Origin of the sequence: Streptomyces sp. NPDC093111, from assembly GCF_040683955.1 — a bacterium.
Classification (GTDB): domain Bacteria; phylum Actinomycetota; class Actinomycetes; order Streptomycetales; family Streptomycetaceae; genus Streptomyces.
The window spans coordinates 86,091-99,468 of the sequence record NZ_JBFBNW010000019.1; the positions used below are offsets into that span (position 1 = coordinate 86,091).

A 13,378-nucleotide genomic window follows, 5' to 3' on the forward strand; every position below is an offset into this window, starting at 1 on the left:
CCACAGAACCTTCCTTCGATAGGCTGTACCGAACCCAGCCCGTTGCATATGCGCGGTGCTGTTGCCGTTGTCGCCCCCGCGGCACGTGCGGCCCCCGGGTTCTCCGTACCTCCGCAGCCATCCCCGCAGTCCGTACGCAGTGCCGCAGTCCGCCGCAGTTCTCGCAGTGCCCGCAGTTCTCGCAGTGCCGCAGTTCTTCCCCCGCAGAGTTCCCGCAAGTCAAGGAGAGTCAACGAGCGATGGCCGGTCCCGCGTTCCGCGCCGCCGCCGTACGGGTGCGCGTCCCCGCCAGCAGCGCCAATCTGGGCCCGGGCTTCGACGCCTTCGGCCTGTCGCTGGGGCTCTACGACGACGTGGTCGTCCGGGTCGCCGACTCCGGGCTGCACGTCGACATCGCCGGAGAAGGTGCCGACACCCTTCCCCGCGACGAGAGCCACCTGCTCGTACGCTCGATGCGCACCGCCTTCGACCTGCTCGGCGGACAGCCGCGCGGCCTCGAGGTCGTCTGCGCCAACCGCATCCCGCACGGCCGCGGCCTCGGCTCCTCCTCCGCCGCCATCTGCGCCGGCATCGTCGCCGCCCGCGCCGTGACCATAGGCGGCGACACCCGCCTCGACGAGACGGCGCTCCTCGAACTGGCCACCGAGATCGAAGGGCACCCCGACAACGTCGCGGCCTGCCTGCTCGGCGGCTTCACGCTCGCCTGGACCGAGGGCGGAGCTGCCCGGGCGATCAGGATGGAACCCGCGGATTCCATCGTTCCGGTGGTTTTCGTCCCCGGGAAGCCCGTGCTCACCGAGACCGCCCGCGGCCTGCTCCCGCGCACCGTCCCGCACGTCGACGCCGCCGCCAACGCCGGCCGTGCCGCCCTCCTCGTCGAGGCCCTGACCCGCCGCCCCGAGCTGCTGCTCGCGGCCACCGAGGACCGGCTGCACCAGGAGTACCGGGCCCCCGCGATGCCCGAGAGCATCGCCCTCGTGAACCGGCTGCGGGCGGACGGCGTCCCCGCGGTCATCTCCGGCGCGGGCCCCACGGTCCTCGCGCTGGCGGACCACGCGACGGCCGACAAGGTCGCGCTGCTCGCGGGCGAGGGATGGGCCGCGAACCGGCTCGACCTCGACGCGCCCGGAGCGAGCGTCCTGCCGCTCGCGCCCTGACGGGCAGCCCGTGCGGCTCCTGAGCCGGGGCCGCACGGACACGGGATTGCCGGTGACGGAGAGGGGGAATGTTTGTTGGAGCCGGTAGTGTTAACCTCAAGTCTGCACCCGACGTCTTTGTGGCGCGGTGCTGAGTGTCCCCATCAGGGACCGCCAATTCTTCCGGGAGCCTCCTCCACTGCCTGAGCAGATTCGAGCACGCTCCGGAACCGGCACGACACCCCTCGCTTTCTTCTTCGAGGGCCGAGCAGGGGGCGCTCGGGCCGGACCCACAGCTTTTTTCTCTCTTCCGCCGTACCCGGCGGGACCACCGCCCCGGACACGGTCCACCAAGCAGGACCGCTGCCGGACAGCACAACCGGTCGCCGAGCCAGATGGCCGACGTCCGCTCCAGGGAAGGACCCTTCGTGAGCGACACCACCGATCTGATGGGCGTGACTGCCGACAACAGTGTCGACACCTCCGCGCCCGCCGAAGGTGCTGCCTCCGGCACCACCGCACGGCGCCGCCGCTCCGGCACCGGCCTTGAGGGCATGGTCCTGGCCGAGCTGCAGCAGGTCGCGTCCGGCCTCGGCATCAGGGGCACCGCGCGGATGCGCAAGAGCCAGCTGATCGAGGTCATCAAGGAGGCGCAGGCCGGAGGGGGTTCCGCCGCCCCCGCCAAGTCGGCCGACGCCGCCGAGACCAAGCCCAAGCGCCGCACCGCCGCCAAGGCCCGTACGAGCGACGCCGAGGCCGCGCCGAAGGCCGAGAAGGCCGAGCCGGTGGCCCAGCAGCAGATCGAGATCCCGGGCCAGCCTGCCTCCGAGGACGCCCCGGCCGGCGAGCGCCGCCGCCGTCGCGCCACCGCCCCCGCCGGTTCGCCGGAGGGCGAGGCCAAGGCCGAGTCCGCGCAGGCCGTCAAGACCGAGACCCGCGCCGAGGCCAAGACCGAGACGCAGGGCGACGCCAAGGCCGAGGCCGCCGTCGACGGCGCCGAGGGCCGCGGCCGTCGCGACCGCGGCGAGCGGGGCGAGCGCGGTGACCGCCGCGAGCGTCAGCGCGACCGCCGTGACCGCGGCAAGGGCGACGAGCAGCAGGGCGGTGGCCAGGAGCGCCAGCGCCAGCGTCAGGGCCAGGGCCAGGGGCAGGGCGGCGGCCAGGGCGGCCAGTCGCAGACCCAGGTCCAGGGCCAGCAGGGCGGCCAGCCGGCCGGCCCGCTGGACGACGACGACTTCGAGGGCGGCCGTCGCGGCCGTCGCGGGCGCTACCGCGACCGCCGCGGGCGTCGCGGGCGCGACGAGTTCGCCGCCGGTGAGCCGCAGGTCTCCGACGACGACGTCCTGATCCCCGTCGCGGGCATCCTCGACATCCTCGACAACTACGCGTTCATCCGGACCTCCGGCTACCTGCCCGGCCCGAACGACGTGTACGTCTCCCTCGCCCAGGTCCGCAAGAGCGGCCTGCGCAAGGGCGACCACGTCACCGGTGCCGTGCGCCAGCCGAAGGAGGGCGAGCGCCGCGAGAAGTTCAACGCGCTGGTGCGCCTCGACTCGGTCAACGGCATGGCGCCGGAGTCCGGCCGCGGCCGCCCCGAGTTCAACAAGCTCACCCCGCTGTACCCGCAGGACCGCCTCCGTCTGGAGACCGACCCGGGCGTGCTGACCACGCGGATCATCGACCTCGTGTCGCCGATCGGCAAGGGCCAGCGCGGTCTGATCGTGGCCCCGCCGAAGACCGGCAAGACCATGATCATGCAGGCGATCGCCAACGCGATCACCCACAACAACCCCGAGTGCCACCTGATGGTCGTCCTGGTCGACGAGCGTCCGGAAGAGGTCACCGACATGCAGCGGTCGGTCAAGGGCGAGGTCATCTCCTCGACCTTCGACCGCCCGGCCGAGGACCACACCACCGTCGCCGAGCTGGCCATCGAGCGCGCCAAGCGTCTCGTCGAGCTGGGTCACGACGTGGTCGTCCTGCTGGACTCCATCACCCGCCTGGGCCGCGCGTACAACCTCGCGGCGCCGGCCTCCGGCCGCATCCTGTCCGGTGGTGTCGACTCGACCGCGCTCTACCCGCCGAAGCGCTTCTTCGGTGCCGCGCGCAACATCGAGGACGGCGGCTCGCTGACCATCCTGGCCACCGCGCTGGTCGACACCGGCTCGCGCATGGACGAGGTGATCTTCGAGGAGTTCAAGGGCACCGGCAACATGGAGCTCAAGCTCGACCGGAAGCTCGCCGACAAGCGCATCTTCCCGGCCGTCGACGTCGACGCCTCGGGTACGCGCAAGGAGGAGATCCTGCTCGGTGCCGACGAGCTCTCCATCACCTGGAAGCTGCGTCGCGTGCTGCACGCGCTCGACCAGCAGCAGGCGATCGAGCTGCTGCTGGACAAGATGAAGCAGACGAAGTCCAACGGCGAGTTCCTGCTCCAGATCCAGAAGACGACTCCCGGAGCCGCGAACAACGACTGACGCGAGACGTCGGTCACACGGCCACGGACCGGCTTCGGCCCCGTGATCAAGCCGTGACCTGCACGAACGACTGCGCCCACCGTGTCCGCACGGTGGGCGCAGTCGCGTTACCGTCCGTAGCCCTCCGAAACCTCACAGGCTCCTGTGCAACCCTTTTGGGTGTTTCGCCGTCACAGAAGGTGAAACCGAGGCCTGAGGGGTGACGATGACCGAGCACAACCGAGGCACCCGAATACGGGGTTCCGGCGGCCGCCGCCGGAAGCCGCCCCCCAAGGGGCGCCGCGTGGTTGCCGTGGTGGCGTGGAGCGTTGCCGCGCTCGTCGTCCTCGGGGGCGGTGGACTCGGCTACGTGTACGTCAAGCTGGACGGCAACATCAAGGGCGTCGACATCAACGCCCAGCTCGGCAAGGACCGCCCCGACGACGTCGACAACGGCTCGATGGACATCCTCGTCCTCGGCTCCGACTCCCGCTCCGGCGCCAACGGCGCGTACGGCAAGGACGAGGGCGGCGCCCGCTCCGACACCGCGATGGTCGTCCACGTCTACGAGGGCCACAAGAAGGCCGCCGTGGTCTCCATCCCGCGCGACACCCTCGTCGACCGCCCCGCGTGCGCCGACACCCGCGGCGACGCGGTGCCGGGGGAGCACCGGGCCATGTTCAACACCGCGTACGAGGTCGGCGGGCCGGCCTGCGCGGTGAAGACCGTCGAGTCGATGTCCGGGATCCGCATGGACCACTACGTCGAGGTCGACTTCACCGGCTTCAAGAAGCTCATCGACCGGCTCGGCGGCGTCGAGATCACCACGACGCGGGCCATCAAGGACACCAAGAGCCACCTCGACCTCGCGCCCGGCACCCACACCCTCGACGGCGAGCAGTCACTCGGCCTGGTCCGCACCCGCAAGAGCGTCGGCGACGGCAGCGACCTCGGCCGCATCCAGCTTCAGCAGGCATTCATGAAGGCATTCATCGACCAGGTGAAGAGCGTCGGCGTCTTCAGCAACCCCAAGAAGCTCTTCGACCTCGCCGACACCGCCACCAAGGCCATCACGCCCGACTCCGAGCTCGACTCGGTCAACGAGCTCATGGGCTTCGCCAAGGGCCTTTCCGGCCTCGGCGCCGACGACGTCCACATGATCACGCTGCCGGTCGAGTACGACCCGCTCGACCCCAACCGCGTCGTCCCCCTGGAAGCCCAGTCCCAGCAGGTCTGGAAGGCCCTCAAGGCCGACCTTCCGATCCCGGCCTCGGCCACGAAGGACGGGGCCACCGGCAAGGCCGACGGCCTCGTGAGATAGCCCGGGGGAGCCCTCGGGGGCACCGTCAGGGAAGCCCAGGAATAGTTTCGGCCATACCCCGGTTTTGGGAGATGCGGCCGGTCCTGGCAGACTGGTACGTCGGCCCCGGTTCACGCAGGTGCAGCCAGCACGGCGACCCGGAGCCCTCCCGAAACTAGGAGACACCTTGAAGCGCGAGATCCACCCCGAGTACGTCGAGACCCAGGTCAGCTGCACCTGTGGCGCGTCGTTCACCACTCGTAGCACCCTGACCGAGGGCACCATCCGTGCCGAGGTCTGCTCCGAGTGCCACCCGTTCTACACGGGCAAGCAGAAGATCCTCGACACCGGCGGCCGCGTCGCCCGCTTCGAGGCCCGCTTCGGCAAGGGTGCGGCCAAGAAGTAGCACGTCACTGCGCCGGTCCTTGGTCGCTCCCGCTCGGGGGCACCGGACCGGCGCTTTGCCGTCCCCGCAGTGGTTCCCGCAGCAGCCCTTTCCGAAATTCACCCCAGGAGCACCCGATGTTCGAAGCGGTCGAGGACCTGGTCGGCGAGCACGCCGACCTCGAGAAGAAGCTCGCCGACCCTTCGGTCCACTCCGACCAGGCGAACGCGCGCAAGCTCAACAAGCGTTACGCGGAGCTGACCCCGATCATCGGCGCGTACAAGGCGTGGAAGCAGACGGCGGAGGACATCGACACCGCCAAGGAGCTGGCCGCCGACGACCCCGACTTCGCCGCCGAGGTCAAGGAGCTGGAGAAGCAGCGCGAGGAGCTGACGGACCGGCTCCGGCTGCTGCTCGTCCCGCGCGACCCCAGCGACGACAAGGACGTCATCCTGGAGATCAAGGCCGGCGCGGGCGGCGACGAGTCCGCCCTGTTCGCCGGCGACCTGCTGCGGATGTACCTGCGCTACGCCGAGCGCGTCGGCTGGAAGACCGAGATCATCGACGCCACCGAGTCCGAGCTGGGCGGCTACAAGGACGTCCAGGTCGCCGTGAAGACCAAGGGCGGCAACGGGGCCACCGAGCCCGGCCAGGGCGTCTGGGCGCGGCTGAAGTACGAGGGCGGGGTGCACCGCGTGCAGCGCGTGCCCGCCACCGAGTCGCAGGGCCGCATCCACACCTCCGCCGCCGGCGTGCTCGTCACCCCGGAGGCCGAGGAGGTCGAGGTGGAGGTCCACGCCAACGACCTGCGCATCGACGTCTACCGCTCGTCCGGTCCCGGCGGCCAGTCCGTCAACACCACCGACTCCGCGGTCCGCATCACCCACCTGCCGACCGGCATCGTCGCCTCCTGCCAGAACGAGAAGAGCCAGCTCCAGAACAAGGAGCAGGCCATGCGCATCCTGCGGTCCCGGCTGCTCGCCGCGGCGCAGGAGAAGGCCGAGGCCGAGGCCGCGGACGCGCGCCGCAGCCAGGTCCGCACGGTCGACCGCTCCGAGAAGATCCGGACGTACAACTTCCCGGAGAACCGCATCTCGGACCACCGCGTCGGCTTCAAGGCGTACAACCTGGACCAGGTGCTCGACGGCGAGCTGGACCCGATGATCCAGGCCTGCGTCGACGCCGACTCGGCCGCCAAGCTGGCCAACGCGTAAGGCCCGCACGACCTCGTAAAGCCCCACCCGCACCACGGAGGACCAGCGTGAACCTGCTGCTTGCCGAGGTGGCCCAGGCCACCCAGCGGCTGGCCGACGCCGGCGTGCCCTCACCGCGTTTCGACGCCGAGGAGCTCGCCGCGTTCGTGCACGGCGTCAAGCGGGGGGAGCTGCACAACGTCAAGGACGCGGACTTCGACGCCCGCTACTGGGAGACGATCGCGCGCCGCGAGGCGCGCGAACCCCTCCAGCACATCACCGGGCGGGCGTTCTTCCGCTACCTGGAGCTCCAGGTGGGCCCCGGCGTGTTCGTGCCGCGCCCGGAGACCGAGTCGGTCGTCGGCTGGGCCATAGACGCCGTACGGGCCATGGACGTCGTCGAGCCGCTCATCGTCGACCTGTGCACCGGCTCGGGCGCCATCGCGCTCGCCATGGCCCAGGAGGTGCCGCGCTCGCGCGTGCACGCGGTCGAGCTCTCCGACGACGCGCTCGTGTGGACCCGCAAGAACGCCCAGGGCTCGCGCGTCACCGTGCACCAGGGCGACGCGCTGACCGCGCTGCCGGAGCTCAACGGCCAGGTCGACCTGGTCATCTCCAACCCGCCGTACATCCCGCTCACCGAGTGGGAGTACGTGGCCCCCGAGGCCCGCGACCACGACCCGGACATGGCCCTGTTCTCCGGCGAGGACGGCCTGGACACCATCCGGGGCATCGAGCGCACCGCGCACCGGCTGCTGCGGCCCGGCGGGCTCGTCGTCATCGAGCACGCGGACACCCAGGGCGGCCAGGTGCCGTGGATCTTCAACGAGGAGGCCGGCTGGGCGGACGCCGCCGACCACCCCGACCTGAACAACCGGCCGCGTTTCGCGACCGCCCGCAAGGCCACCCCATGAGCAACCAGTCCAGGCACGACGCGTACGAGAAGGCAGGCGAGTGATGGCCCGGCGATACGACTGCAACGAGGCGACGGACCGGGCGACGGGTCTGCGTGAGGCCGCGTCCGCCGTACGCCGCGGCGAGCTCGTCGTGCTGCCCACCGACACCGTGTACGGGATCGGCGCGGACGCCTTCAGCTCGGAGGCCGTCGCGGACCTGCTCGCGGCCAAGGGCCGCGGCCGGAACATGCCCACGCCCGTCCTCATCGGCTCCCCGAACACGCTGCACGGCCTCGTCACGGACTTCACCGAGCAGGCCTGGGAGCTCGTCGACGCCTTCTGGCCGGGTGCCCTGACCCTGGTCGCCAAGCACCAGCCCTCGCTCCAGTGGGACCTCGGCGACACCCGGGGCACCGTCGCGATCCGCATGCCGCTGCACCCGGTCGCCATCGAGCTGCTCACCGAGGTCGGCCCGATGGCCGTCTCCTCGGCCAACCTGACCGGGCACCCGTCGCCGGAGGACTGCGACGCCGCCCAGGGCATGCTCGGCGACTCCGTCTCCGTGTACCTGGACGGCGGGCCGACCCCCGGCATCGTGCCGTCGTCGATCGTCGACGTGACGGGCAAGGTGCCGGTGCTGCTGCGCGCCGGCGCGCTCACCGCGGAGGAGCTCCGGAAGGTGGTACCCGACCTCGAGGTGGCGAATTGACCGCCCCTGAGGGGCGTGGCATAGCGGGGCACCCGAACGACGGCACCACCTTCCGCATCCTCCACGTCAGCACCGGCAACGTCTGCCGCTCGCCGATCACCGAGCGGCTGACCCGGCATGCCCTGAGCGACCGCCTCGGCGATCCGCTGGGCGGCGGCCTCATCGTGGAGAGCGCGGGTACCTGGGGCCACGAGGGCGCCCCCATGGAGGCCAACGCGGAGCTGGTCCTCGCCGACTTCGGCGCCGACCACACCGGCTTCGTGGGGCGCGAACTCCTCGACGAGCACGTCATCCGCGCCGACCTGGTCCTCACCGCGACCCGCGACCACCGCGCGCAGGTCATCTCGATGGGCCACTCGGCGGGTCTGCGCACCTTCACCCTGAAGGAGTTCACCCGCCTGGTCCGGGCCATAGACCCGACGACCCTTCCCGACCCCCGCGACGGCCACGACACGATCGACCGCGCCCGCGCCCTGGTCCGTGCCGCCGCCGCTCTACGCGGGTGGCTCCTGGCGCCGTCGGCCGAGGCGGACGAGGTGAACGACCCGTACGGGGCGCCCATCACGTTCTTCCGCTCGATCGGCGACGAGATCCAGCAGGCCCTGGACCCGGTGGTCACGGCGCTGACGGGCGTGTCGGCGAAGCGCTGACCTCCCGGCGCGGCCCCGAGGCGGCTCGGACGTGCCCCGACGCGGCCCCGACGCGGTCCCGACGTGCCCAGACGGGTACCGGAGGGGGTTCCGGCGGCCCGGCGGGCGGCCCGATGGCCCGGGCGGCCCAGTGGGGCGGCGAAGGCGGCTCGGCGTGCCTACAGTGGATTCCCAGACCGCTCACGCCCGGAGCCCCCCATGCCGGTCACCGCGCCTCCCGAGGCAGAACACCAGAGCCCGCTCGACGTGCTGCGCCGCCAGGACCCCGAGGTCGCCGACGTGCTGCTCGGGGAGGCGCGCAGGCAGGGGGACAGCCTCCAGCTGATCGCCGCCGAGAACTTCACCTCGCCGGCCGTCCTCGCCGCCCTCGGCTCGCAGCTCGCCAACAAGTACGCCGAGGGCTACCCCGGCGCCCGCCACCACGGCGGCTGCGAGTACGCGGACGCCGCCGAGCGGATCGCCGTCGACCGGGCGCGCTCCCTCTTCGGCGCCGAGCACGCCAACGTGCAGGCCCACTCGGGCTCCTCGGCCGTCCTCGCCGCCTACGCGGCGCTGCTGCGCCCCGGGGACACCGTGCTCGCCATGGGGCTGGCGTACGGCGGGCACCTCACGCACGGCTCGCCGGCGAACTTCTCCGGCCGCTGGTTCGACTTCGTCCCGTACGGCGTGGACGCGGAGACGGGGCTCGTCGACTACGAGCAGGTCGCCGCGCTCGCCCGGCACCACCGGCCGAAGGCGATCGTCTGCGGCTCGATCTCCTACCCCCGGCACCTGGACTACGCGGTCTTCCGGGCCATCGCCGACGAGGTCGGCGCCTATCTGATCGCCGACGCGGCCCACCCGCTGGGCCTGGTCGCCGGCGGCGCGGCCCCGAACCCCGTCCCGTACGCGGACATCGTCTGCGGCACCACGCACAAGGTGCTGCGCGGGCCGCGCGGCGGTCTGGTGCTGTGCGGGGCGGAGCTGGCCGAGCGGGTGGACCGGGCGGTGTTCCCGTTCTCCCAGGGCGGGGCGCAGATGCACACCATCGCCGCCAAGGCCGTCGCCTTCGGCGAGGCGTCGACGCCGGCCTTCACGGCGTACGCGCATCAGGTGGTCGAGCACGCCCGTGTGCTGGCCGCCGCGCTCGGCGCCGAGGGCTTCGCGCTGACCACCGGCGGCACCGACACCCACCTCATCACCGCCGACCCGGCGCCGCTGGGCGTGGACGGGCGCATCGCGCGGGCCCGGCTGGCCGCGGCCGGTGTGGTGCTCGACACGTGCGCGCTGCCGTACGGCGACGGCCGGGGCATCCGGCTGGGCACGGCCGCGGTGACGACGCAGGGGATGGGGGCGCCGGAGATGGCCCGGATCGCCGCGCTGTTCACCGCGGCGCTGCGGGACGACCCGCTGGAATCGGCCAGGGTGCGCGCAGAAGTACGGGAGCTGGCCGGGCGTTTTCCCCCGTATGGCCGGTAAAAGGCGGGTCGCCGCAACCGTCCGGGGCGCCGGTGTGTCCTCGACCATGGGGACGGCCCGGCTAGGGTGTGGGGCTGAGATGGCCAGCGATTCCTGTGGGGCAGCCCGTGCGTGATTACCTGCTGACGCTCTGTGTCACGGCCGCGGTGACCTATCTGCTCACCGGGCCGGTGCGGAAGTTCGCCATCGCCACCGGGGCGATGCCGGAGATCCGCGCCCGCGACGTACACCGAGAACCGACACCGCGGCTCGGTGGCATCGCCATGTTCTTCGGGCTGTGCGCGGGACTCCTGGTCGCCGACCACCTGCAGAACCTCAACAGCGTCTTCGAGCTGTCCAACGAGCCCCGCGCGCTGCTGTCCGGCGCCGCCCTGATCTGGCTGATCGGTGTCCTCGACGACAAGTTCGAGCTGGACGCGCTGATCAAGCTGGGCGCGCAGATGATCTCCGCCGGCGTGATGGTGATGCAGGGTCTGACCATCCTGTGGCTGCCCATCCCCGGTGTCGGCACGGTCGCGCTGACCCAGTGGCAGGGCACCCTCCTGACCGTCGCCCTGGTCGTCCTCACCATCAACGCGGTGAACTTCGTCGACGGGCTCGACGGTCTCGCCGCCGGCATGGTCTGCATCGCCGCCGCGGCCTTCTTCCTCTACGCGTACCGGATCTGGTTCGGCTACACGATCGAGGCGGCGGCCCCCGCGACGCTGTTCGCGGCCATCCTGATGGGCATGTGCCTGGGCTTCCTGCCGCACAACATGCACCCGGCGCGGATCTTCATGGGCGACTCGGGCTCGATGCTGATCGGCCTGATCCTGGCCGCCTCCGCGATCTCCATCACGGGTCAGGTCGACCCGGACGCGCTGAAGATCTTCGAGGGCTCGACGAAGGCGGCGACGCACGCGGCGCTGCCGGTCTTCATCCCGCTGGTGCTGCCGCTGACCATCATCGCGATCCCGATGGCCGACCTGGTGCTCGCCATCGTGCGCCGCACCTGGAACGGCCAGTCGCCGTTCGCCGCGGACCGCGGGCACCTGCACCACCGGCTCCTGGAGATCGGGCACTCGCACAGCCGCGCGGTGCTGATCATGTACTTCTGGTCGGCGCTGATCGCCTTCGGCACGCTGGCCTACTCGGTGCACTCGACGTCGATGTGGATCGTCCTCACCGTGGTCTTCCTGAGCGCGGTCGGTCTGGTGCTGCTCCTGCTGCCGCGGTTCACGCCGCGTGCCCCGCGCTGGGCCGAGGCGGTCGTGCCGCCGCGCTACCGGCGCCGCAAGGTCGTCCCGCTCGCCGAGGTGCCCGAGGGGCCGGAGCCGGCGGAGGAGCGCGTTCCGGTGCCCGCCGGGGTCAACGGATCGACCGCGATCGGCAACCGGGCGCGCTTCACCGACCGGAGTAAGGCCGGAGCGCGTGGTTGACGCACCCGTTTGCGAATGCCGCATCCGGTGCCAATACCAGACAACCCGCCCCACTGTCCTGCACACACGGGCGCGTTAACTCTCAGGTGTGACAGTTGGCACACCTCACGAGTAAAGACCTATTCAAATAGTTTGTGATACGGTTCACGAGACCCGGCGCCAGTGCCGAAAGACCGTAGTGCGACGGTCTGTTGGCCCCGAGACCCACCTCGGACCGGGCTTACGCTCGTCCATGACGACACCATCGCCCCCTCCAGCAAGCGGAGACACCGCCATGCCGTCCAACGACGCACGCCTACTGCTGCACACCGCTGTACCCACCGCTGCCGCCGGCGCCATCGCGACCGTCGTCAGTGGTGTCGTCGCGGGCGGCAAGGGCGCACTCGGCGCCGTCGTCGGCACCCTGGTGGTACTCCTCTTCATGGGGCTCGGGTTGGTGGTTCTGCAGCGGACGGCGAAGAAGCTCCCGCAGTTGTTCCAGGCCATGGGGCTCATGCTCTACACGGCCCAACTGCTGGTGCTCTTCATCTTCCTGGCCTTGCTGAAGGACACGACAGCGTTCGACTTCAAGGCCTTCGCGTTCACGCTTCTCGCCACGACCGTGGTGTGGGTCGCCGCCCAGGCCCGGGCCTACATGAAGGCCAAGATCATGTACGTCGAACCCGACAAGTCGGGACCGAAGTCGTGAAGGGTAGGGCCGGGATAAAGACGAGTTCGGCTTCCTGCTATCGTCCGGTGCCAACTGCGGCACTGCGGGCGCGGGCATCCGAAACGGCGCCTGTCCCAGCGCGAGGCTCGATGCCGAACCGCCGCCCCCTTATCCGTAAGACCAGTCCAGTGCCGACCCGCGGCTGCGTGCCGCGCCGACACAACGAGGTTGCCGTACCTATGCGCCACGCTGAAGGAGCCCGCGGTGAGTGCTGACCAGACGCTTGCCTTCGACCCGGATTGCCACATCTTCACCGGATGCGGCTTCCCGGCGCCGGGCCTGCACACGTTCATGTACGAGCCGATCGCGACGTGGGGGAGCTTCGAGCTCACGAAGCCCATGCTGCTCGCGATCCTGGGCTCGATCGTGGTCGTCGGCTTCTTCTGGGCCGCTTTCAACAAGCCCAAGCTGATCCCCGGCAAGATGCAGATGGTCGGCGAGGCCGGTTACGACTTCGTGCGCCGCGGCATCGTCTACGAGATCATCGGCAAGAAGGACGGCGAGAAGTACGTCCCGCTGATGGTGTCGCTGTTCTTCTTCGTGTGGATGCTCAACCTCTGGTCGATCATCCCGCTCGCCCAGTTCCCGGTCACGTCGCTGATCGCCTTCCCGGCGGCCCTCGCACTGATCGTGTACGTCCTCTGGGTCTCGCTGACCTTCAAGAAGCACGGCTTCGTCGGCGGCTGGAAGAACATCGTCGGCTACGACAAGTCGCTCGGCCCGATCCTTCCCCTGGTCGTCGTTCTCGAGTTCTTCTCGAACCTGCTGATCCGGCCCTTCACGCACGCGGTCCGACTGTTCGCGAACATGTTCGCCGGTCACCTGCTGATCGTGATGTTCTCGCTGGCCACGTACTACCTCATGCACGGCCTCGGCTTCGTCTACGCCGGCGCCTCGTTCGTGATGGTTCTCGTGATGACCGCCTTCGAGCTCTTCATCCAGGCCGTCCAGGCGTACGTCTTCGTCCTCCTGGCCTGCAGCTACGTCCAGGGCGCGCTCTCCGAGCACCACTGAGCCGACCCGGCCCGCAGCTCCACACCCCCCAACCAACAGTCGTCCGGTGGCCAA

The 13,378-nt window shown here is 70.6% G+C and carries 12 protein-coding genes; all 12 read left to right on the plus strand.

Going from position 1 to position 13,378, the window contains the following annotated elements; genetic code table 11:
* The first annotated feature begins 239 nt into the window (after positions 1 to 239).
* Complete coding sequence (gene thrB / locus AB0Q96_RS29880) at positions 240 to 1,157, plus strand: homoserine kinase (protein ID WP_365330821.1); 918 nt, start codon at positions 240 to 242, stop codon at positions 1,155 to 1,157.
* 407 nt (positions 1,158 to 1,564) lie between these two features.
* Entirely contained in the window at positions 1,565 to 3,613 is a 2,049-nt protein-coding gene (gene rho / locus AB0Q96_RS29885) for a transcription termination factor Rho (RefSeq protein ID WP_365330823.1), read from the plus strand.
* A gap of 205 nt (positions 3,614 to 3,818) precedes the next feature.
* Positions 3,819 to 4,913, plus strand: coding sequence for an LCP family protein (locus tag AB0Q96_RS29890; protein ID WP_365330825.1), 1,095 nt, complete (start codon positions 3,819 to 3,821; stop codon positions 4,911 to 4,913).
* Between the two features lie 166 nt (positions 4,914 to 5,079).
* The gene (gene rpmE, locus AB0Q96_RS29895) at positions 5,080 to 5,298 is read left to right on the plus strand and encodes a 50S ribosomal protein L31 (RefSeq protein WP_158990484.1); all 219 of its coding nucleotides are present in this window, start codon (positions 5,080 to 5,082) and stop codon (positions 5,296 to 5,298) included.
* A gap of 116 nt (positions 5,299 to 5,414) precedes the next feature.
* A complete protein-coding gene (gene prfA / locus AB0Q96_RS29900) occupies positions 5,415 to 6,491 on the plus strand; it encodes a peptide chain release factor 1 (protein WP_365330827.1) in 1,077 nt (358 codons plus the stop codon).
* A gap of 47 nt (positions 6,492 to 6,538) precedes the next feature.
* The gene (prmC, locus tag AB0Q96_RS29905) at positions 6,539 to 7,384 is read left to right on the plus strand and encodes a peptide chain release factor N(5)-glutamine methyltransferase (protein ID WP_361175588.1); all 846 of its coding nucleotides are present in this window, start codon (positions 6,539 to 6,541) and stop codon (positions 7,382 to 7,384) included.
* A 43-nt stretch (positions 7,385 to 7,427) separates the two neighbouring features.
* Positions 7,428 to 8,075 (plus strand): L-threonylcarbamoyladenylate synthase, encoded by a 648-nt coding sequence (locus AB0Q96_RS29910; RefSeq protein ID WP_329424206.1) that lies wholly within the window; start codon positions 7,428 to 7,430, stop codon positions 8,073 to 8,075.
* Complete coding sequence (locus tag AB0Q96_RS29915; protein WP_365330829.1) at positions 8,072 to 8,725, plus strand: protein-tyrosine-phosphatase; 654 nt, start codon at positions 8,072 to 8,074, stop codon at positions 8,723 to 8,725. The genes AB0Q96_RS29910 and AB0Q96_RS29915 overlap by 4 nt, the downstream gene beginning before the upstream one ends.
* 198 nt (positions 8,726 to 8,923) lie before the next feature.
* On the plus strand, positions 8,924 to 10,183 hold the full coding sequence (gene glyA / locus AB0Q96_RS29920; RefSeq protein ID WP_365330831.1) for a serine hydroxymethyltransferase: 1,260 nt from the start codon (positions 8,924 to 8,926) through the stop codon (positions 10,181 to 10,183).
* 107 nt (positions 10,184 to 10,290) lie between these two features.
* Positions 10,291 to 11,601, plus strand: a complete 1,311-nt coding sequence (locus AB0Q96_RS29925) for an MraY family glycosyltransferase (protein WP_365330833.1) — start codon at positions 10,291 to 10,293, stop codon at positions 11,599 to 11,601.
* A 274-nt stretch (positions 11,602 to 11,875) separates the two neighbouring features.
* Positions 11,876 to 12,289, plus strand: a complete 414-nt coding sequence (locus AB0Q96_RS29930; protein ID WP_365330835.1) for a hypothetical protein — start codon at positions 11,876 to 11,878, stop codon at positions 12,287 to 12,289.
* A 225-nt stretch (positions 12,290 to 12,514) separates the two neighbouring features.
* The gene (gene atpB, locus AB0Q96_RS29935; protein WP_329424215.1) at positions 12,515 to 13,324 is read left to right on the plus strand and encodes a F0F1 ATP synthase subunit A; all 810 of its coding nucleotides are present in this window, start codon (positions 12,515 to 12,517) and stop codon (positions 13,322 to 13,324) included.
* Positions 13,325 to 13,378: the final 54 nt, after the last annotated feature.